Genomic DNA, 20,609 nt, shown 5'->3' on the forward strand with positions numbered 1-20,609 from the left:
TCGCCGCGGCATCGGCAACCCGCCTTTCCCTCCCTACGACGGCACCACCCGCAGCCGCCCGCGCTGCCCCGCCGCCTCGCGCCCGCCCGCCTCGACCGGCCGCGCCGGCGCGGGCCGCGCCACGACGGCCGGCGGCCACGCCGCGAAGTCCTCCGGGAGCGGCCCGGGGAGCGCCGGCTGCGCCGTCCGCTCCAGCAGCTGGAAGTCGCAGCGCGCGACGAGATCGAGCGGCAGCCCCTTGTCCGGACCGCCCTTCGCGTACCACGCCCGCGCCGCCTGCACGTTGCGGATGAGCACGGCGTGCTGCGGATCGCTCTTCGCCGCCGCCGTGAAGTGATCCTGCATCGCCTGCCAGTCGCGCCGGCCCGCCGCGATACACGCGAGCGCGTTGTACGCGAGCCCCGGCAACGGATACCCGAGCTCCAGCGCGCGCGCGACGTGCCGCTCCGCCAGATCGAGCTGCCCCGCGTCGAGGTAGGCGACGCCGAGCTCCAGGTGCGCCGCGTGGTGATCGCCGAGCAGCGCGAGGATCGCCCGCCGCTCCTCCACCCCCTCGCGGTAGAGCTCGCGCAGACCCTTGTTCTGCTCGAACCAGGCGCTCATCAGCGCCGTGTCCTCCTCCGAGGCGTCGAACGGGGTCTTGAGCTCCTGGAAGTCGCCGCGGAAATAGACGTCGCGCTCGAGCCAGCCGGCCGCCTCGGCGTCGTCGAAGTCGCGCGTCCCGGGGTAGATGGACAGGCACGAGAAGATGTACTGGTGCGGCCTCGCCGCCTCCAGGAACGCGAGCGTCTCGCGGAACGTCTCCGCCGTCTCGCCGCGGTTGCCCAGCATCATGTAATAGCGGACCTGGATACCGTACTTCTTCGCGAGCTCGGTCGACTCGATGATCTTCTTGGCCGTGATCTTCTTGTCGATGTTCTTCAGGATGGCCGGCGACCCCGACTCGACACCGAGGCTCAGCCGCTGGCAGCCGGCGAGGCGCATCTCCCGGAGCAGGTCGTCGCCGAGCACGTCGACGCGCGTGTCGCAGCTCCACAGAAACGAGATCTTGCGCTCGCGGATGCCACGGCAGATCTCGATGACGCGCTTCCTGTTCGTCGTGAAGGTGTCGTCCTTGACCTGGACCATCTTCACGGGGAGCTTCTTCACCGTGGCCTCGAGGGCGTCGAGCACGTAGGGCACCGACTGGCCCCGGAAGCCGCGGCCCCAGGTCGCCTCGGCGCCGCAGAACGTGCAGGCCCAGGCGCAGCCGCGCGAGGTCATCACGATGTGCGTGGAGAAGTGGTCGTGCGGCGACGCGAGCGCGTCGAGGTCCTCGATCGCGGCCCGGGGCGGGCCGAGCTCGACGCGGCCCTCGACGCGGTAGGCCGTGCCGGCGAGGCCGAGCGCGGGCCGGCCGGCCTCGAGGCGGTCGAGGAGCTCCAGGAACGAGTGCTCGCTCTCGCCGAGCGTCACCGTGTCGATCTCGGGGTGGTGCCGCAGCATCTCGGCCGCGAGCGGGGTCGCGTGCGGCCCGCCGACGACGATGTGCGCCGCGGGATGGATCCGCCGGATGCTCCGGGCGGTGAGGGCCACGCCGCGGCGGTTGGCGGTCCAGCACGACATGCCGAAGACGTCCGCGTCGAGCTCGCGCACTATCCGCTCGACCTGCGAGAACGGGTACGACGAGAGGTTCAGCACCTTCACCTGGTGGCCCGCGCGGAGGGCCTGCGCGCCCAGAGAGAAGAGCCCGTACGGGGTCTGGTGGAAGTCCGGGTCGAGATCGCCCTCGCGGTAGTCCGCCGGCGGGCCGTCCCCGCTCGTGTCAGGCGCCTCCCCCGGCGCGGGGATCTTCCAGGGCGGTGGGTAGAGCAGCGCGATGCGCATCGATCCTGCCTTTCCGGTGCTGGGGGGTCACGCGGGGGCGGCGCCGAGCGCGAGCGACGCGCCGTCGACGTCGATGCGGCGCGCGCGCGCGATCCGGGCGTAGAGCTCGGCGCTCGGCCGGGGGCTGCGCTCCTGGGTCACGCGGTCGACCTCGACGAGCCCGAAGCGCGGGGCGTACCCCTCGGCCCACTCGAAGCTGTCGAGCAGCGACCAGTGCATGTACCCGCGCACGTCGATGCCGCGCTCGATCGCCCGCGCGACCTCGGCGAGGTGCCGCACGAGGAAGCGCGGGCGCTGGTCGTCGTCGGCGTCGGCGATGCCGTTCTCGGTGATGTAGATGGGGACCCGGGCGCGGGGCCACCAGGCGTCGAGCACGTAGCCGAGCCCCTCGGGGTAGACCTCCCAGCCGAGATCGCTGACCTCGGCGCCCTCGGGGACGAGGCGCCGGAGGAAGCCCGCGCGCGCGTGCGCCGGCGAGAAGCGGACAAGGTCGCGGCTGTAGTAGTTCACGCCGAAGAAGTCGTGCAGGCCGCTGTCGCAGAGGGCGCGCGCGAAGGCGTCGTTGAACAGCCGCTCGAAGAGCGCCGCCCACATGCGGTCGGCGAGGCGCCCGAACCGCTCCGGCTCGATGACGCGCAGGTGGTGCGCGACGCCGACGGCGATGGCGTGGCCGCGGCGGCCCGCGGCCTCGTGCATGGCGCGGTACATGGCGGCGTGGGCGCGGAAGAGGTTCTGATGGGCGCGCACCGCCTCGACGGGCGAGCTGCGCGCGGGCGGCCAGACGCCGAGCAGGTGGGCCTGGAGGGCGAGCATGTTGGGCTCGTTGATGGTGACCCAGAGCTGGCAGAGATCGCCGAGCGCCTCGACGGCGCGCTCGGCGAAGCGCGAGAGGAGCGCCGGCAGCTCCTGCGAGAGCAGGCCGCCGCGCAGCGCGACCCAGCGCGGCAAGGTGACGTGGTGGACGGTGACCATCGGGGTGATCCCGGCCTCGAGGTGCGCGCCGAGCACGGCGCGGTAGTGGTCCCACGTGGCCGGGTCGAACTCGCCCGGCTCCCGCTCGACGCGGGCCCACTCGATGGAGAGCCGGTGGGCCCCCATGCAGAGCCGCGCCTGGAGCGCGACGTCCTCGCGGAAGCGGTGCAGCTGGTCGCACGCGTCGTCCGGCGTATCGCCGCCGCGGACACGCCCCGGCTCGCGCGCGAACGCGGCCCAGTCGCTCTGCGCACAGTGCCCCTCGACCTGTGTGGCAGAGGCGGCAGTGCCGAACAGGAAGGCGTCCGGGAAGCGCAGCTCCTCACCCATGGCCGCGCATCCTACGCGAACTCGCGCCGGGCGGCTGCCTTCCGGGCAGGAACGCGACCCCGCGGCGCGCTGCGCTGCGGCGTGACCTGCGTGACGGGCAGGACCGGCGTGCCGCCTGCGGCGGCGCGACGATTGCCCGATCGGCCGGGCGCCCGTACGATACGGACCGGTGCGGTGCGGAGGTGCGGCGAGCGCGGGACGGGGAGCGCGCGCCCTCGCCGTGGCCCTCGCCGCCGCGCTGCTGCACGGGGCCGCGCTGGCCAGGGCGGACGGGGTCGGCTGGGCGACGGCGCAGGCCGCCGAGCTGACACGCCAGGCCGAGGCCCGCGCGGCGGCCGGCGAGGCGGACGTGGCGCTGTCGCGGTACCTGGAGGCGGTCCGCTTCGACGCCACCTACGGCCCGGCGTACCTCGGGCTCGGCGCGCTGTACGAGCGGGCGGGCGACCCGCGCGAGGCGGAGCGCACGTACTCGGTGGGCCTCGACCACGTGCGCGGCTTCGTCGAGGGCTACCGCGCCCGGGCGGCGCTCCGGGCGCGCGCGGGGCGGCGCGACGAGGCGATCGCCGACTTCGAGGCGGCGGCGGCGCTCCGGGTCGACGACGCCGGGCTGCTCCAGGAGCTCGCGGCCGCCTACGTGGCCGCGGGGGCGCTGCCCGCGGCGCTCGGCGTGGCGCGGCGGCTCTCGGCGCTGGCCGCGCAGGCCGGCGATCCCGCCCGGACGGCCACGGCGAGGACCCAGGCGCGCGCCCTGTCGGCGCTTGTCGGCGAGGCCGATCCCGTGCGGGCGGGCCGCGCCGATCGCGGCCCGGTGCGGCGCGCGCTCGCGCTGTACGCCGCGGCGCCGGCGCGGGTGGTGCTGTCATTTGAAGGCGGGAAGGCGAGAAGAAAATCCCAATGATCTTCCCGCCACAGCCGAGACAACTCTCCACGACCGGCCCTCGAGGGAGCAGCCGAAACCACGCTCGCGCTCCCCTTCAATCGACGATGAAGAGCGTCGCGCCCGCCTGCGTGGACGAGAGGTGCGGCTCGGCGCCGTCCGCCACCTGGTAGCTGGTCCCGGCTGGCAGCGTGAACCTCCGCCCGTCCTTGAGCTCGGTGGTCAGCTCTCCCTCGAGGACAAGGAGGACATGCCCGCGGCTGCACCAGTGATCCGCGCGGTACCCCGGCGTGTATTCGACCATCCTGACACGGAGGTTGCCGGCCTCGATCGTCCGCCAGATGGCCTTCCCGGTCTCCCCTGGATGCTCGGTCGGCTCGACCTTCGCCCAGTCGGCGACGAAGAAGGGGACCCCTTCGATTTTCATCCTCGACAACTCCTCTCTTCTGCGCTCTCGCGCCCCGCCCCGCCCGCTCGCCGCGAGCGGAGACCGGCCGGGCGCCGCGCGCTGGCGCCGTGCGGCCGGCGCCCGGCGCGCTCACTTGATGGCCAGGAACCCCTCGAACGAGACGTACTTCATGATGGACATGATATCGACGAAGCCGGCCCGCTTCAGCATGTCAACGTTCCCCTGGGTCGAGAACGGCTCGAGCACTCCCTTGAGGCTCCGGGCCTTCGCGACGATCTCGGAGGGGGTGAAGCGCTGCTTCAGCTTGAACTCCTGGTACAGCGCCGTCGTGATGTCCTGGAACCTGGCGTCGCACGCCCGCACCTTCTCGAACAGGACGAAACAGCCTCCCCAGTTGAGGGACTCGTAGATCCTGTTGATGACCTCCTGCCGGAACTTCGGCGGAACGAACTGCAGACAGTAATAGGACACCATCATGTCCGATTTCTCGAAGTCCCACAGGACCGCGTCGCCGACGTGGAGCTCGACGTTCTTCATGCCGTCGAGGCTCGCGCGCGCCTGCGCGATCATGGTCTCCTCGACGTCGAGGCCGACCCACTTCGCGTGCTTGCCCGCGTTGTGCCGGGCCAGCTTCCCGAGGAGCTCCCCGGTCGACACCCCGAGCTCGTAGCAGACGGACCCGTCGTTCACGAAGAAATCGCTGATCTGACAGATCAGGTCGTGCCCCGCGTCGTACAGCGGCACCGACCTGCGGACGTGCTCCAGAAACGTCTTCGGCACCTCCGCGCCGAAGGACCACGACGCGTTGGGCGCGAGGATACCGTCACCGACGCTGAACACCTCACTGTGCTGCATGCTCATAGAACTGTCTCCTCAGTCAGGATCTGCTGCATCAAGCTCGCCTGAAGGCCGTCGCGCCCGTGCCGCGCAGGCGCGGTTACCGGCGAGAGCCCTTGGTGGTGAAGGAGGTCCGCAATTCGGAGGTGAACGCGCCGCGCTCGTCGGCGAGCCAGAGCTCGTCGGGGCCCGGTCGCATCTCCGAGATCGTCACGTCGTCGGCCTGCCGGGCCTGTTTGTAGAAGAGGTCGACGGCGAGGGGGTTCTCGAAGTCGACGTAGATCGGCTTGGGCTCTCCCGGGCATTTCACGAACACCCAGCGCGGCAACCCGAGCGCCCGGGCCCACGCGTGGACGGCCATGAAGGACTGGAAGCTCTCGCCGGGGAGCTTCACGCTCGGCAGGCTCGACCCGGAGGCGCGCCACGTGCGGCGCTTCAGCATGAAGTTGCCGCACGAGATGCGGCACGGGTGCGCCGCGCCGAGCACGTCGGCGGCCAGGTCGAAGAGCATGCGGTGGAAATCCCGCGGCATCACCGTGATGATGTCCTCGAGGCGCCCCGAGGCGCGATCCAGGTACTTGACGCCCCCGTCGCGGAGCACGACGCGCCCGTTCCCGGTCGCCACCTGCCGCGAGAGCGGCGAGCGGCTGTCGTCTCCGGGCATGAGCACGTCGTGGAGGTTCGTCACCACGGGCCAGTTGAGGTTCGAGCGCTGGTGCCCGAGCGCCGGATCGACGAGCACCATGCGGCCGGGGGCGAGCAGCGCGTCGACCTCCTCCAGGATCTCGCGCGAGAACGGCGAGAACGGCTGCGCCACGGGCTGCGACACGTTGTGGACGCCCGGGTGCACCTCTCCGACGATGATCTGGTACTCGCCGCGCCGCAGGGCCTCGAGGTCTCTGGCCGCGACCAGGAGATCGGGGGAATGCACGTCGACGCCGAGCGGCTCCGGGGCGCCGTCCGTGGGGCCGCTCTCCTCGAGCCAGCCGAGCAGGCGGACCAGATCGCGCTCCTCGATCATCACGTCGTCCGCCGGCGCCGGGCCGAGGAGGCGACCCCACGCGGCCCTGAGCTCGCCCCTCAGCAGCTCGACCGAGGGCTCCAGGGCGGGGCTCTTCCGCACGGTCGTGAAGAAGAGCAGGAAGTCGACGCCCTCCTCGTCGCCCTCGGCGCAAAGCTCCCTGTAGACGCGCTCGTAGCGCGCATGGATGAGGTGCGCGGCGCGCTTCGCGAGCCACCGGTAGATGTTGCAGACGGGCTCCAGCACCGCGTCGAGCCTCGCCTCCACGGAGCGCCCGAGCTCGATGAACAGGGACCGCTCGCAGTCCTCGTAGACGACGTACCTGCCCGTGTACATGCTCCCGGCTTCCCGGTCCGTGTTGATGCCGAGGCTCTTCAACACGCTGTAAAGCTCGCTCGAGGTGCGCGCGCGCTCCTCCAGCGCGCCGCCCTGGTACCGCTCCCGCAGCGCGAGGAGACCGTCGATCGTGTGCAGCCAGCGCGCGCGCCCCGGACACGCCTCGGGCAAGGCCGCGACGGTCCGCCGGACCCGCTCCTCGGGGCGATGCTCCGCTGTCGGGACCTCGATGTTCCGCACGAGCACGCCCTTTTCGAGCAGGAAGCTGCACGCGCGCTCGATGTCCTCAGGGCTCTGGCCCGTCTCGCGGGCGAAGCGCGCGCACAGCTCCGCCGCCGGCCAAGCGCCGTGGCGCCGCGCCTCGCCCACGAAGCGGAGGAAGTCCGCGGCCGGCGCCGAGAGCCGGGTCCGCTTGTTCACGGGATACCGCAGCTCGGTGCCCTCGACGTGACAGCCCGCGTTGAGCCGGAGCGGCAGGTGCGGGGACACCTCGGGATCGGCCGAGATCGCCGCGCCCAGCGCGACGGCCGCCCAGTGCTCGAACGACACGATCCGCCGCTTGATCCAGCCCGGGCCGGTCGTGCTCAGCCGGGCGGGCTCGTCGAGCCCGGACATGCGCCCCCAGGCCATGGGGCCGAAGAAGCTCACGGTGTCGTTCTTCGTGCAGAGCCGCTGGAGGTAGCTCCACGCGAGGCGAACATGCTGTCTCCGGCGGCTGTCGAGCTGCGCCGCGCCGCCCTGCCCGAGCGAGCGGACCCGCTCGAGCGCCGCGGGGTTCAGGAGGAAGAGCGCCTCCTCCGCCAGCGGCCCGGACAGCCGCTCGATCACCTTGCTCCTGACGGCGCGCGCGTCGGCCGTGAACAGCGCCTCGCCCTCGGCCTCCAGCGCGGCCCGCCGCTCGGTCAGCTGCTTGCGCCGGACCGCCTGCGCGTCGGGCGCAGCCTCCGCCGCGCTGCCGGCCCGCCGCCCCGCGCCGAGGCCGCGCAGCTCGTCCGTCACAAGGTACAGCTGCGCGACGACGGGGCGGCTCGCTTCGATGCCGAGGTCGCTGACCCAGCCGATGGGGAACCCCGCCGATCGCAGCCAGAAGGTCCTCGAGAGGGACATGGCGCTATCCTCTCGAGGCCTCGACGACCCCGTACGCGCAGAGCCGTCGCAGGATGACCACGTCGTCGCCCTCGGGGGGCTCGTCGCCCCCGAGAGAGCGGCGCAGCGCCGAGAGCGAGCGCGGCTCCGTCAGGGCGTTGAAGAGCCGCGCCCCGCGCTCCGGGATGCCGGCGAGCTTGTAGCTGCTCGTCGGCGACGGCACGTAGAGCAGCAGGTGCTGCGGTCCCTTCTGCAGCGGAGTCCGCCCCAGCAGGGACTTGTCCCTCAGCCACGGCCCGAGCGCGTGCTCCGTGGTCACGGTGATGCCCTGCAGGTTCCTGCGGAGCGTGGCGGCGCGCAGATCGACTCCATCGCTCGGCGCCGGGCGCAGGTAGCGCTCACCGGGCAGCTTCGCCAGGCGGCGCACGAGCTCCACCGAGGCGGCCTCGAGCGCGATCACGTCGCGCAGGTAGGGCAGCTCGGCGGCGAGCTCCGAGCGCCGCAGGAAGTCCAGCACGTCCGCGCAGAACGTGTAGACGAACGGCCCGTGATCCTCCCACCCCCGCGCCTCCATGTAGCGCTCGCCCAGCGCGCGCAGATCGTGGCCGGAGCTCACGAGCAGGCGCACGGTCAGCGGGGCGCCCGTCTCGAGGGCATACAGGAACGAGCTCACGAGGCGGAAGCGGTAGTTGACGATGAACCACCGCGTGCGGTGGGGCGTCTCGGCGTAGGCGAGCGCGATGGGGATCTGCTCCGCCGTGAAGCCGTGCTCCGAGGCGCGGTCGGCGAAGCCGGGCTCGAAGATCACGTCGCTGAGCGCGGGCTCGCGGAGGATCCGGCGCCAGACGGTCCAGACGGTCGACGCTTCCATGCGGTCACCCTGCCTGCCGTGTCGCGACCACGCCATGCGCCTTGTCCCACGCGCGGCGGGCGCGCTCGATGTCGCGCACGATCATCTCGTGATCGCTCTCGCGCCCGAGGACGCGCGTCGACGGGTGGTGCGCCTGGCCCTGGTACTCGATGATGACCGCGCCGGGCCGGGCCCGCTCCAGCACGCGATCCAGGAGGTCCCACACGGGCTCCGGCACGCGCTCGTCGTGCCAGTCGTGGTAGAGGCCGTCCAGCCAGCTGCCGCCCGCGAGGTGGATCGCGATCACGCGGTCCAGCGGGATCGTATCCAGGTAATCCTCCAGGTCGAAGCGCGGGAGGTTGATCGAGTTCGTGTAGATGTTGTGCAGGTCGAGGTGAAGGTAGGTCCCGGCCTCGTCCACGAGGCGGGCCATGAACTCGGCCTCCCGCATCTCGGCGCCTGGACACGGGATGTAATAGGCGGCGTTCTCGTGCGCGAGCGGCATCCCGTACATCTCCTGGAGCGCCCGCGCGCGCCCGGCCACCCGCTTCACCTCGGCGGTCGAGAACTGGACGGGGCTGCTCCAGATATCGAGCCACGAGTTGTCGCCATAGAAGCAATGGTTCGCCACCCACGGGCTGCCGATCGCCTTCGCCAGCGCGACGTGACGCAGCGCCGCCGGCGTCGTGTCGAGCGGCTCGAAGCCGAAGTCGCACCCGTAGTTGGAGTGGGCGAGGAGCTTGTATTTCGAGGCGAGGCGATCGAGCTTCTCCTTCGCCCCCGGCTTCATGACATAGGGGCTGTCCAGGGGGCCCATCACGGTGTCGAGGAGGATCTCCATCGCGTCCACCTCCATCTCCTCGAAAGGAAACCAATCCAGGATCTCTGGATTGTACTGAAGGCCGACTCCGAGGCTCGGGTACATAGCGGCGCTCCTTGACGGACGCCGTGCCCGGTCGATCGCCCCGAGCGCGGCCCCGTCCTCAACTGCTCGATGGAGGGCAGGAGCGTTCTCCAGCCCTCCATCGAGCCACCTGTCACGCGAAGACCTTGCTCTCGAGGACCTCGATGTCGTCGAGATCGAAATCCTCGAAGCTCGCGGCGGCCGGCTTCTGGGCGGCCTCGTCCTTCGCGGCGGTGGGAGGGCCCTTGAGGGCCTCGGTACAGCTCCCCTGGGCGACATGGCCGGTCGCCTCGATCGGGTCGCCCGCTTCGTGCTCATTCGAAGGAATCATTGCTCTTCTCCTCTTGAGGATGCCTGTGATGGATGCGTTGCAGGGTAGGCGCCGGGGCCTACCGGAAGAACAGCGAGTACGCGCTGGCCCAGGCGATGAGCCAGCTAAGGAAGGTCCCTGCGACAACGGAGAGGTAAAGGAGCTTTCGCCGCGGGCTCAGGTCCTGCGCGCGCCCGGCGTCGCGGCGGAGCAGGCCGCGCGCAAACCGCCACGACTTCTGCCGGAGGCCGGGGATCCCCAGCACCTCGGTCAGGAAGAGATAGCTGTCCCCGTTGAACACCGGCAGCAGCGTCGGGATGACCGCGAGGGCCGACGTCGCCGCCACGCGGACGCCGAAGACGCCGAGCTCCGAGCCGGGCGCCGCGAGCGCCCATATCACCATGCCCACCGAGGCGCACGCCAGGCTGGCGAGGGGCCCCATGACGATGCTCACGACGCGCTGTCGCTTCGTCATGCGCGACCACTCTCGCTGGACGGGGCGGGCCCATCCCGTCACGAAGAGGAGGTAGGCGCCGAGGCCCATCTCGCTGATGCGCACGCCGTACGCCTTGCAGGGCAAGGCATGGCCGAGCTCGTGGCACACGACGGACGCGATCATGATCGGGTAGTGCCACGGCAGCCAGCCCCAGCCCGTGTACGCCAGCACGAGATCTCCCGAGAACGCGTGCCATCCGAGCCCGGCGATCCAGCCGCCCGCGGCGATGAGCGCGAGACATCCGTAGACGAGCCACCGGCTGACGAGCACCGGGGCGGCGCGCGCGAGCCGGTCGAGGTGCTCGTCGGGCTTCAGGTTGATGAGCGGCACGAGCAGCAGCGACTTGAGCGGCCCGAAGCTGATGCCGGCGAAGGGGTCCTTGCGGGCCCTCTCGGGGCGGCTCGAATCGACGAGGATGCCGAGGCCGACGAGGCGCTGCTCGAACTGCGCGAGCTTCTCGGCGGACAGCCGCGGGGACACGCACGCCCGCGCCTGCTCCAGCACCTCGTCGCGGGATCGGCGCCCGTCGAAGAGCCTCGCCAGGGTGAGCTCCGCTTTTCCCAGCGCGAACGACGTGTCCGTGGCGCGGTCGTAGAGCGCGAAGCGGCGCGGGTCGGGCCCCTCGCCCTCCGCGGGCCCGAGCACCTCGATGTCCGGCGAGAGGAGCGGGAAGGCCGCCGCGCTGCTCGAGCTCTTGTCGCCTGTCACGCGACGCCCTGGGCGTCTCGGTTGGGCGCCGCGTCGACCGCGACGCCGCCGGCCGCCAGGCGCTCCTGCAGCGCGCGAGGGTCGTCGCGCTTTCCGCTCCGGATGAGCGCGCGGACGACCTCCGGGGCGGGCACGTCGACCGCGCGTCCCAGGCAGTAGACGCCCCCCGGGCGCGTCGGCCCGCAGAGGGGCGCGTCCGTGGTGAAGAGGGGCTCCCAGCCATGCTTGACCATGAGCAGCTCGAGCGAGCTCGCGGTCAGGTACCGGCGGTGGTTGTGGCTGAAATGGCCGCTCAGGATGCCCTGCCCGAGCGCGCGCCCCTCGAGGAAGAGCAGCGCGCCGGGCCTGGAGGCCCGGCGGCACAACGAGAGCGTGTGGTTCGCGTCATAGACATGCTCGAGCGAGCCGGTGATGACGACGAGATCGTACTCGTCGGCCTGCAGGTCCATGTCCTCCGCGTCGACAACGACCAGCGGCAGCCCCAGCCGATCCTTGCCGTGGTTGACGAAGCCGATGTCAGGATCCGTCCCGAGCCCCGTCCACCCGCGCCGCAGAAAGCTGACCATGAGGCCGCCGGCGGAGCACCCCACGTCGAGGAGCTTCCCCGGCTCCTTGAGATAGCCCCTCTCGGCGAGGCTCCTGTAGAGCAGCTCGCCGCGCCGCACCTGGTCGGAGATGAACGCCTTCTCGGGCTCGCTGCTCCCGAAGAGGAGGGTCCGGTAATAGGTGTTGTAGAAGGTCGTGTAGAAGTGCCTGTTGAAGCGCGGATTCTGCATCATGAATCCGCAGGCGGTACAGCACTGGATCGGCAGCTTGCCGAAGGCGTCCTTGCCGATGTCCACAATGTCCGCCACCGTGACGAACTCGGCTCCGCCGCAGACCTCGCAGTCGACCGCCGACGCCGTGACCCCCTCCGTGATACCGATATGACGCAAGTAGTCGACGAGGAACGATTCCATCGAGCCCTCATTGCAGGGCCGCATGCGTCAGCGCACGGCCGGCGTGTCGGGCGGCAGGATGCATGCTTACCATAAACGGGTCAAGTCCGTATTTCGATCAGGGTTCGCCGGACTTCAGCCGTACGCGGCCGAGCCGGGCTGTGATCTCACAGGGCTGTAACTCTCCATTCGCCGACGTGTCGCCCTGGCGATATCGCGCCGCACCGGCAGAGCCTGCCATCGGCAAGGACCGACCTGACGGAAGAGTTTGTGTATCTTGAGCAAGGAAACTCCCCGATGAAAAATCCGCAAGACGACAACGGCGAGCACGGCGGCGAGCACGGCGAGGCGCGCTGGAAGCACGACGGCGTGCAGGTGATCTCCGGCGATCAGCTCGACCCGAACACGGCCCAGACGGAGGGCATGGATCGCAGGGCCGCGATCAACCACGCCCGCGTCGGAGCGCAGAAGCTGTGGGCCGGGACGGTGAAGATCCACCCGAACGCGAAGACCGGCGCCCATCACCATGGGCCGCTGGAGAGCGTCATCTTCGTGGTGAAGGGTCGGGCACGCATGCGCTGGGGCGACCGGCTCGAGTTCACGGCCGAGGCGGGCGCCGGCGACTTCATCTATGTGCCCCCCTTCGTGCCGCACCAGGAGATCAACGCGAGCGCGGACGATCCGCTCGAGTGCGTGCTCGTGAGGAGCGACGGTGAAGCGGTCGTGGTCAATCTGGACATCACGCCGGCGGAGAGACCGGAAGCGGTCGCCTGGATCGATCCAATCCACCGCGCGCCGTAGAGAGTCGGCCTCAGGTCCCCTCGAGACGAGCTCTGCGGCGCCTGCGGCAGGCGGCCACGCGAGAGGCAAATTGTCACGCGCTCCTCCCGCGGCGCGGCCGCGGGCGACGCGCCTCCAGCGGGCGCGGCTCGGAGCGCGTCCGCTTGGCACCTCGGTTGCTCCGCCTGCGGCCGCAGCGCCCCTGTCCTGCGATCAGCCTGGAGCGCGATGGGGGGGGGAGAAAGCGAGAACCCATGAAGGCGGTAGTCTTTCACGGCATCGGCGATATCCGGATGGACGACATCAAGGAGCCCAAGATCAAGGATCCGACCGACGCCATCCTCCGCATCACGGCGAGCGCCATCTGCGGCACCGACCTCCACTTCGTCCGCGGCACGATGCCCGGGATGGTGCCGGGCACGGTGCTCGGCCACGAGGCGGTCGGCGTCGTCGAGGAGCTCGGCGCCGACGTCAGGAACCTGAAGAAGGGCGACAGGGTGGTCGTACCGTCGACGATCGCGTGCGGCTATTGCTCGTACTGTCGCGCCGCGTACTACGCGCAATGCGACAACGCGAACCCGAACGGCAAGCACGCGGGCACGGCGTTCTTCGGCGGGCCCAAGATGTCAGGCCCCTTCGACGGACTCCAGGCCGAGCTCGCGCGCATCCCTTTCGCCAACGTCGGGCTCGTCAAGCTCCCGAACGGCGTCAGCGACGACCAGGCCATCCTGCTCTCGGACATCTTCCCCACCGCGTACTTCGGCGCCGAGCTCGCCGAGATCCGGCCCGGCGACACCGTGGCGGTCTTCGGCTGCGGCCCCGTCGGCCTGTTCACGATCGCGAGCGCCAAGCTCATGGGCGCGGGCCGCATCATCGCGATCGATCAGGTGCCCGACCGCCTCGAGATGGCGCGCGACCAGGGCGCCGAGACCGTCGACTTCTCCGCCGAGGATCCGCTCGTCGCGATCCTGCGCCTCACCGGCGGCATCGGCGTGGACCGGGCGATCGACGCCGTCGGCGTCGACGCCGAGCGCCCCCACGACGGTCCGGCCCGCAAGCAGGCGAAGCAGGACGCCAAGGCGTTCGACCTGGAGGTCAAGCAGATCTCCCCCGACGCGCGCACCAAGGGCGACACCTTCCGCGCCGGCGACGGGCCGTCACAGGTGCTGCAGTGGGCCGTCCGGTGCGTGGCCAAGGCGGGGACCCTCTCCGTGATCGGGGTCTACCCGCAGACGTCGCGCACGTTCCCCATCGGCGAGGCCATGAACAAGAACCTCACCCTCCAGATGGGCAACTGCAACCACAGGAAGTACATCCCGAAGCTCGTGGATCTTGTGCAGACCGGCCAGGTGGATCCCACCACGATCATCACCAAGCAGGCGCCGCTCGAGTCGGCGATCGACGCCTACAAGGCGTTCGATCGACGGGAGGCCGGGTGGGTCAAGGTCGAGCTCCGCCCGTCGGCGGCGGGGACGCCCGCCCACCTGAGCCGCGCCGTCGCGTAGCCCGGCGCCTTCCGAGGGCTCGGTCGAATGTTGAACCTTCGGACCGGGCTCGGATCGTCTGCTGGATCGTGGACCGAGCAACGCCGACCCCCCATCCGCTCTGCCTGGTCCCCCGCTCCGCGCTCACTTCACCGCCGTGCGCGTCCAGCACGCCGCCGATGTTCGAAGGGCGTCGTCTGTGGGCAACGAACCGAGCGCATCTCAGCTTCCTAATCAAGTGGCTGTCCACGGACGGAGCGCTCCCGAAGCATGATCATGTCGATAGATCATATCTTGAAACGCTACCCAAATGGCTCCGCGCCCGCAAAGACCGGGCCGAGATCCTAAAGCGGCTTCATCGATTGCAAGGCGACGGCGATGTGTAGCCGCGCCTCTCAGACGGTACTCCCCAGCAAGCGGCTGATGCTGACGGTGCGCCGAGCCTCGCTGCGCTCGGCGCGGCGCCCCGCAGCACACCCGCACGTTCGGCGGGCGCGCGTTGTGCCCAGGTGGGCCCGGTATTTGCGGTCAAACGGTGGGCACAGTGCCCCCGTCGATCAGGTACTCGCTCCCATGGATGGACGCCGCCCTGTCGGAGGCAAGGAACGCGACGAGCTCCGCGACCTCTTCGGGCCACGCGGGACGCCCGATGGGGATACCACCGAGCGCGTTCATGATGCCCTGCCGGGCCGTGTCGTCATCTGTACCGGCGTGCTCGGCGAGGCGCTTCACCAGGGCGTCGGCTGCCGTCGTGCGGATCCATCCCGGGGCGATCGAGTTCACGCGGACGCCCTTCGGGCCCAGCTCCTTGGAGAGCGCCTTGCTGTACGTGGACAACGCGGCTTTCGCGGACGCGTACGCGATCGTCGAGTCGTGGAGCGGGAGCCGGCGCTGAATCGACGAAACGTGGAGGACGACCCCCGAGCCTCGCGCGATCATGTGCGGGAGGAGCGCGCGATCGAGACGCACGGCCGCCATCAGGTTGAGCGATAGCTCGTCGTGCCAGAGGTCCTCGGTGAGCGCCGCAAAGCCGCCGCCCGGTGCAGAGGAGCCGCCGAGGGTGTGGACCAGGAGGTCGATCCCGCCAAGCTCGCCCAGGACCGCGCGGACGACGGCGTCCACACCCGCCACCGTGGCGAGGTCGGCCTGTACGAAGACGTTCGGCGACTGGCCTGCCGGGAGCGCAGAGCGCGCCGCGGTCGCAATCACGGCGCCCCCAGCGCCGAGGCGGCGGACGATGGCCTCGCCCGCCCCCTGGGTGCCGCCTGTGACGAGCACGCGCTTGCCGGCGAACTCCTCGGGATCGATCGAGAATCTTCGGGGCGTGTTCATCCGTCGATCTCCAGGCGCGCGATCTGATCTCGACGGACGACGGCATCGTCGGTGAAGCAGGCGAGCATGGCATCGACGCTTCGCGCGTTCTGCGCGGCGACGTACCCTGCGAGCGGTTCGGGAACTTGCATAGGTGATGAGTCCTCCTGGGGGACGATGACCCGAGGCCCGTCACGTGGGCCCCTCGCACGCAGAGTTGGGCTAGGCTCATCGGGTGGCAAGAACGCACAAAAAGGTGGGGTACGCACCCGAAGGTGAGTACGACGAGCCGGCCACCCCCGAGATCGCCGCCGAGCGTGTCGAGCAGGCCCTCGAGCTCGTCAAGGGGCGCTGGAAGCTCGTGATCCTCTTTCGCCTCTTCGGAGGGAAGGTGCAGCGCTTCTCGGAGCTCGAACGCGCCATCCCCGGCGTCTCGCAGAAGATGCTGATCCAGCAGCTCCGGCAAATGGAGCGTGACGGGATGGTCTGGCGCGTCACGCACCCCGAGGTGCCGCCCCGGGTCGAGTACGGGCTCACCGAGTGGGGACAAGCGCTCTGCCCGGCGCTGGACACGCTGCTGCGATGGGCAGCGAAGCGCGGCGCGTCCGCTCCCGTCGATGCGCGTTCGTGATGGCTGCCCCGGTGGAGCGCAGCGCCCCGAGGCGCGACACGGCGGACTCTGGATACCGCCATCCGATCACCGGACAGCCGCCCTCGACGCCGGAGCGCTCGAGTCCGCGCGCCTCGCCCCGTCGCCCCGTCGCCCCCTCGCCCCCTCGCCCGGTCGCCCGATCGCGCGCCCCCGGATGCGCCCCGCGTTTCGCCCAGAAGCGTGCCGGCCCCGCAGCGCACGCTCTTGTGTGCGGTCCGGCGGGGTCTCGCCCCGCCGCGCGCGCTCAGAATTGCGGTCCGGAGGGGTCCCGACCCCCCTTTTGGCACAAGATCGAGGGCGTTCTCGGGGTTGATGGCACAAAAATGCGACGCAGATCGCGGTTTTTGGCACAATTTTGTCTCGGATGGCGCTCTGCAGAACGTTGGCGAGGGGTCGGGACCCCGGTGTGTCGCAATGCATTGCGTTTGTGCCAGTGCCGGACCCCCCTCACCTGGCACAGACCAGGGTCGGCTTGGCACAGATCAGGGCGCTGCTCGCTCCGTGGCACGCAGCAAGAGCGGCGGCTTGAAGGGGCCGGGCTGCCGCGGCGATCAGCTGGGCCTCGCTGCGCGTCGCGCCGCGGCCGGGGCACGCTGCCGGACGGCGATCGCGGCCTTCAGGCCCGCCCGCAGGTTCCGGAAGGTCTCCACGCCCGACCCGTCGAGCCCGAGCCCCGTGAGCGCCTGCGCCATGGCCGGCGAGATGCCCACGAGCGAGCACGCCGCGCCGAGGAAGCACGAGGACGAGCTGCCCGTCGACGCGGCCGCCTACGCCGAGCAGCGGGAGCGCGCCGGGCTCACGGCGACGGACGGCTCGGCGCTGTGCCTGGCCGCCGAGCTGGAGGGGGGCGGCCTCGTCGGGGAGGCGACGCTCCTCCGGTTCAAGCCCCGGATGGTCCGCCACGTGGGGGTCCTCGGGATCGGCGTGCACCCGGAGGCGCAGGGGCTCGGGGTGGGCCGGGCGCTGATGAAGCGGCTGCTCGGATGGGCGCGCCGGGCATGACGAGCGCGGGCGCCGCGGGGTAGCCTCCCCGCGATGAGCGGACCGCCCAACGCCGCCCGCGCCGCCCCCCCCGGCGCCCTCCCCGACCCCACCGCCCTCCCCGGCCCTGGCGTTGCGCCCGCCGGCGCGCCCGCCCCCGCCGGCGCGCCCGCGCCCGCCGCCCGCCCCGACCCCGCCGCCCGCGCCCGCGCCGCGCTGCGCGCCGGGCGCATCGCCGCGCTGACCGCGGGCGGCCTCGCCCTCGGCAAGCTCATCGCCGGCCAGCTCGGCCATTCGATGGCCGTCACCGCCAGCGCCGTCGACTCGCTCACCGACCTCTTCGCCTCCTCGGCGAACGCCCTCGCCATCCAGCTCGCCCACGCCGCGCCCGATCGCTCCCACCCGTTCGGTCACGCGAAGATCGAGACGCTCGCGACCGCCGGTCAGGGCCTGCTCATCGGCGGCTCGGGGGTCTACCTGCTCATCGAGGGGATCCGGCGGCTGCTCTCGCCCGAGCCGCTCCGCCTCGCCGCCGTCACGCTCGGCACCATGGCCGCCGCCGCGCTGATCACCGCCGCGCTCGTGGCCTACCTCGGCCGCGTCGCCGCGCGCACCGGGTCGAGCGCCATCCAGGCCGACGCCGTCCACTACCGCACCGACATCGCGGCGAACCTCGCGGTCCTCCTCGGCGTCGCCCTCACCTACGCGACGGGCTTCTCCCGCGTCGACGGCCTCCTGTCGATCGCTGTCGCCGTCTACATCCTCACGTCGGCGGGGACCCTCCTCCGGCTCGGCGTGCGCGACCTCATCGACACGAGCGCCCCCGAGGAGCGCGTCGGCGCCATCGAGGCCGCGCTCGACGCCATGCGCGCGCGCGGCGAGCTCCTCGGCCACCACGGGCTGCGCACGCGGATCGCCGGGAGCACGCTGTTCGTCAACGTGCACATCGAGCTCCCCGGCGACCTCCCCCTCGCCCGCGCGCACGCGAGGAGCGACCGCGCGCGCGACGCGATCCTCGCGATCGAGCCCGACGCCGAGGTGCTCGTGCACATCGACGTCGAGCGCGATGAGCCGGCGTGAACGCGCCGGCGGAGCCGCCGCGGATTCTGCGCCTCATTCTCGCTCTTCGAGCGGCTCGGTGCGCTAGGCGCTCGCCCCGCCCTCCTCGTCGTTCTCGTCGTGCTCGTCGAGGTAGCGCTCGGGCGCGAGCTCCCACCGCTCCGGCGAGCGCCAGAGCTGCGACAGGAGCAGCTCGCGCATCAGCAAGAACTCCTTGGGCAGCCGGTCGTAGAGCCGCTCGAAGAGCTCACCGTGCGAGCCGAACTCGACCTTCCACGCCTCTCTGTCGACCGCCATCAGCTGGTAGAACCGCTCCTTCGAGAAGCGCTCCATGCCCCGCCACTCGATGTCCTCGTAGCGCGGCATCCAGCCGAGCGGGCTCTCCTCGGCGAAGCCGCGGCCGTGCACGCGATCGACGATCCACTTGAGGACACGCATGTTCTCGCCGAAGCCCGGCCAGAGGAAGTTGCCCTGATCGTCCTTGCGGAACCAGTTCACCGAGAAGATGCGGGGCGGATTGACGATCTGACGCCCCATCTGCAGCCAGTGGTTGAAGTAATCGCCCATGTGGTAGCCACAGAACGGCAACATCGCCATCGGGTCGCGGCGGACCTGGCCGATGGTGCCGCCCGCCGCCGCCGTCATCTCCGAGCCGATCGTCGCCGCCATGTAAACGCCGAAGCCCCAGTTGAACGACTGGTACACGAGCGGCACCGTCGTCGCCCGCCGCCCGCCGAAGACGATCGCGCTGATGGGCACCCCGTTCGGGTCGTCCCAGCGCGGATCGATCGAGGGACACTGCGACGCAGGGGTCGTGAAGCGCGCGTTCGGGTGGGCCGCCTTGCGCCCGCTGTCCGGGGTCCAGGGCTTCCCCTGCCAGTCGATGAGCTCCGGCGGCGGCTCGTCCGTCATCCCCTCCCACCAGACGTCGCCGTCGGGGGTGAGCCCCACGTTCGTGAAGATCGTCCCCTTCCGGATGGTCGCCATCGCGTTCGCGTTCGACTTCTCCGACGTCCCCGGCGCCACGCCGAAATACCCCGCCTCGGGGTTGATCGCGTAGAGCTTCCCGTCCCGCCCGGGCTTCATCCAGGCGATGTCGTCGCCGACCGTCGTCACCTTCCAGCCCGCGAACGCCTTCGGCGGGATGAGCATCGCGAAGTTCGTCTTGCCGCACGCGCTCGGGAACGCCGCGGCGACATACGTCTTCTCGCCCTTCGGCGACTCGACCCCCAGGATCAGCATGTGCTCGGCCAGCCACCCCTGCTCCCGGCCGAGCACCGAGGCGATGCGCAGCGCGAAGCACTTCTTGCCGAGCAGCGCATTGCCACCATAGCCGCTCCCGAAAGACCAGATCTGCCGCTCGCCCGGGAAGTGGACGATGTACTTGTGCTCCGCGTTGCACGGCCACGGCACGTCGGCCTGCCCTGGAGCGAGCGGCATGCCGACCGAGTGCAGACACGGGACGAAATCGCCGTCCCCGAGCGCATCGAGCACCCGGCGCCCCATGCGCGTCATGATCCGCATGCTCGCGGCGACGTACGGCGAGTCGCTGAGCTCCACGCCGATGTGCGCGTAGGGCGAGCCGACGGGGCCCATGCTGAACGGGATGACGTAGAGCGTCCGGCCCCGCATCGACCCGGCGAAGAGCCGGCGCAGCGTGGCCTTCATCTCCTGCGGCTCGGCCCAGTTGTTCGTGGGGCCGGCGTCCTGCTTGCGGCGGCTGCAGATGAACGTGCGGTCCTCGACCCGCGCGACGTCGCTCGGGTCCGAGCGCGCGAGGTAGCTGTCCGGGCGCTTCTCCGGGTTCAGGCGGATGAGCGTGCCCGCCTTGACCATCTGGTCGCAGAGCGCGTCGTACTCCTCCTTCGAGCCGTCGCACACGTGCACGTTGTCCGGCTGGCAGAGCGCGACGACCTCCGAGATCCACTGCCGCAGCTTCTCGTTGGCGATCGACGATCGCAGCCCGGGGATGGAGACCGGCGGCGGCGGCTCGGAGTGGACCGAGTTCTGGATGCTCTGACTGGCTGCTACGGACACTGGCGTACCCTCCTGATTCTCTGGGTCGAACGGGTTTGCAAGGTGCAGGCCCTGCCCGCCCTCACCACGATTCTGGCCGAAATGCGCCCGCCAGGCTGCACCGATTCTTCCTGAGCCTGGCCGCCGCAGCGCAGCCGCGCGCACCAGGTGCGCCCAGGGGCAAACGGTGCGCCGGCGATGTGCCCCGGTAGGCGCCCCCGCGACGTCGACCGCCGTCGCGGCCGTACCGCGTGGACGATGCGGGTCGCGGAGCGGGCGAGCTCGGGCCGAGCGCGCCCGAGGACAGCGCCGCGCGCGGGCCGGGCCGAGCGCGCCCGAGGCGCCTGTGCACGTTCGATTGATCCCGGGTCGATGTCACGTTAGGG

Annotated in this window: 19 protein-coding genes; 6 read left to right on the plus strand and 13 right to left on the minus strand. The window is 71.0% G+C overall.

All coding sequences use genetic code 11. The annotated features are described in order from the left end of the window. Positions 1 to 33: 33 nt before the first annotated feature. Together WMF17_RS21790 and WMF17_RS21795 are read right to left on the minus strand one after the other, a co-directional pair. A complete protein-coding gene (locus WMF17_RS21790; protein WP_437651058.1) occupies positions 34 to 1,866 on the minus strand; it encodes a radical SAM protein in 1,833 nt (610 codons plus the stop codon). Between the two features lie 27 nt (positions 1,867 to 1,893). After that, positions 1,894 to 3,168, minus strand: a complete 1,275-nt coding sequence (locus tag WMF17_RS21795) for a glycoside hydrolase family 1 protein (RefSeq protein WP_437604010.1) — start codon at positions 3,166 to 3,168, stop codon at positions 1,894 to 1,896. 220 nt (positions 3,169 to 3,388) lie between these two features. On the opposite strand from WMF17_RS21795, the gene WMF17_RS21800 reads away from it, so the two are divergent. Further along, positions 3,389 to 4,066 carry a tetratricopeptide repeat protein gene (locus tag WMF17_RS21800; RefSeq protein WP_437651060.1) on the plus strand — a complete coding sequence of 226 codons (678 nt, stop codon included), beginning with the start codon at positions 3,389 to 3,391 and terminating at the stop codon, positions 4,064 to 4,066. Positions 4,067 to 4,142: 76 nt separating this feature from the next. On the opposite strand, the gene WMF17_RS21805 is transcribed toward WMF17_RS21800, so the two are convergent. The 8 genes from WMF17_RS21805 to WMF17_RS21840 form a co-directional block, all read right to left on the minus strand. Beyond that, the gene (locus WMF17_RS21805) at positions 4,143 to 4,472 is read right to left on the minus strand and encodes a DHCW motif cupin fold protein (RefSeq protein WP_437604012.1); all 330 of its coding nucleotides are present in this window, start codon (positions 4,470 to 4,472) and stop codon (positions 4,143 to 4,145) included. A 111-nt stretch (positions 4,473 to 4,583) separates the two neighbouring features. Beyond that, entirely contained in the window at positions 4,584 to 5,315 is a 732-nt protein-coding gene (locus WMF17_RS21810; RefSeq protein ID WP_437651061.1) for a methyltransferase domain-containing protein, read from the minus strand. 76 nt (positions 5,316 to 5,391) lie between these two features. After that, entirely contained in the window at positions 5,392 to 7,755 is a 2,364-nt protein-coding gene (locus WMF17_RS21815) for a lantibiotic dehydratase (RefSeq protein WP_437651063.1), read from the minus strand. A gap of 4 nt (positions 7,756 to 7,759) precedes the next feature. After that, positions 7,760 to 8,605, minus strand: a complete 846-nt coding sequence (locus tag WMF17_RS21820) for a hypothetical protein (RefSeq protein ID WP_437651064.1) — start codon at positions 8,603 to 8,605, stop codon at positions 7,760 to 7,762. 4 nt (positions 8,606 to 8,609) lie between these two features. After that, positions 8,610 to 9,509: a DUF692 domain-containing protein gene (locus WMF17_RS21825; protein WP_437651066.1), complete on the minus strand. Its 900-nt coding sequence runs from the start codon at positions 9,507 to 9,509 to the stop codon at positions 8,610 to 8,612. Between the two features lie 112 nt (positions 9,510 to 9,621). Next, positions 9,622 to 9,819 (minus strand): hypothetical protein, encoded by a 198-nt coding sequence (locus WMF17_RS21830; RefSeq protein WP_437651068.1) that lies wholly within the window; start codon positions 9,817 to 9,819, stop codon positions 9,622 to 9,624. Between the two features lie 58 nt (positions 9,820 to 9,877). After that, on the minus strand, positions 9,878 to 11,002 hold the full coding sequence (locus WMF17_RS21835) for a site-2 protease family protein (RefSeq protein WP_437651069.1): 1,125 nt from the start codon (positions 11,000 to 11,002) through the stop codon (positions 9,878 to 9,880). Beyond that, positions 10,999 to 11,961 carry a class I SAM-dependent methyltransferase gene (locus tag WMF17_RS21840; RefSeq protein WP_437651071.1) on the minus strand — a complete coding sequence of 321 codons (963 nt, stop codon included), beginning with the start codon at positions 11,959 to 11,961 and terminating at the stop codon, positions 10,999 to 11,001. Before WMF17_RS21840 ends, WMF17_RS21835 begins: the two co-directional genes overlap by 4 nt. 276 nt (positions 11,962 to 12,237) lie before the next feature. Here WMF17_RS21840 and WMF17_RS21845 point away from each other — a divergent pair, with 276 nt between their 5' ends. Then, entirely contained in the window at positions 12,238 to 12,741 is a 504-nt protein-coding gene (locus WMF17_RS21845; RefSeq protein WP_437651073.1) for a cupin domain-containing protein, read from the plus strand. Positions 12,742 to 12,974: 233 nt separating this feature from the next. Beyond that, positions 12,975 to 14,225, plus strand: coding sequence for a zinc-dependent alcohol dehydrogenase (locus WMF17_RS21850; protein WP_437651074.1), 1,251 nt, complete (start codon positions 12,975 to 12,977; stop codon positions 14,223 to 14,225). Between the two features lie 507 nt (positions 14,226 to 14,732). Here WMF17_RS21850 and WMF17_RS21855 read toward each other — a convergent pair. Beyond that, on the minus strand, positions 14,733 to 15,536 hold the full coding sequence (locus WMF17_RS21855; RefSeq protein ID WP_437651076.1) for an SDR family oxidoreductase: 804 nt from the start codon (positions 15,534 to 15,536) through the stop codon (positions 14,733 to 14,735). After that, the gene (locus WMF17_RS21860) at positions 15,533 to 15,667 is read right to left on the minus strand and encodes a hypothetical protein (RefSeq protein ID WP_437651078.1); all 135 of its coding nucleotides are present in this window, start codon (positions 15,665 to 15,667) and stop codon (positions 15,533 to 15,535) included. The genes WMF17_RS21855 and WMF17_RS21860 overlap by 4 nt, the downstream gene beginning before the upstream one ends. An 83-nt stretch (positions 15,668 to 15,750) precedes the next feature. Between WMF17_RS21860 and WMF17_RS21865 the strand changes: the two genes are divergently transcribed. The 3 genes from WMF17_RS21865 (at position 15,751) to WMF17_RS21875 (ending at position 18,228) form a co-directional block, all read left to right on the plus strand. Then, positions 15,751 to 16,146, plus strand: a complete 396-nt coding sequence (locus tag WMF17_RS21865) for a winged helix-turn-helix transcriptional regulator (RefSeq protein ID WP_437651079.1) — start codon at positions 15,751 to 15,753, stop codon at positions 16,144 to 16,146. Between the two features lie 522 nt (positions 16,147 to 16,668). Beyond that, positions 16,669 to 17,169 (plus strand): N-acetyltransferase family protein, encoded by a 501-nt coding sequence (locus WMF17_RS21870; protein ID WP_437651081.1) that lies wholly within the window; start codon positions 16,669 to 16,671, stop codon positions 17,167 to 17,169. A 33-nt stretch (positions 17,170 to 17,202) separates the two neighbouring features. Continuing rightward, positions 17,203 to 18,228 (plus strand): cation diffusion facilitator family transporter, encoded by a 1,026-nt coding sequence (locus WMF17_RS21875; protein ID WP_437651083.1) that lies wholly within the window; start codon positions 17,203 to 17,205, stop codon positions 18,226 to 18,228. Positions 18,229 to 18,291: 63 nt separating this feature from the next. On the opposite strand, the gene WMF17_RS21880 is transcribed toward WMF17_RS21875, so the two are convergent. Next, on the minus strand, positions 18,292 to 20,178 hold the full coding sequence (locus tag WMF17_RS21880) for a phosphoenolpyruvate carboxykinase (GTP) (RefSeq protein ID WP_437651364.1): 1,887 nt from the start codon (positions 20,176 to 20,178) through the stop codon (positions 18,292 to 18,294). Positions 20,179 to 20,609: the final 431 nt, after the last annotated feature.

It is taken from the genome of Sorangium sp. So ce362 (genome assembly GCF_051519845.1).
In the GTDB taxonomy this organism is placed as follows: Bacteria; Myxococcota_A; Polyangia; order Polyangiales; family Polyangiaceae; genus Sorangium.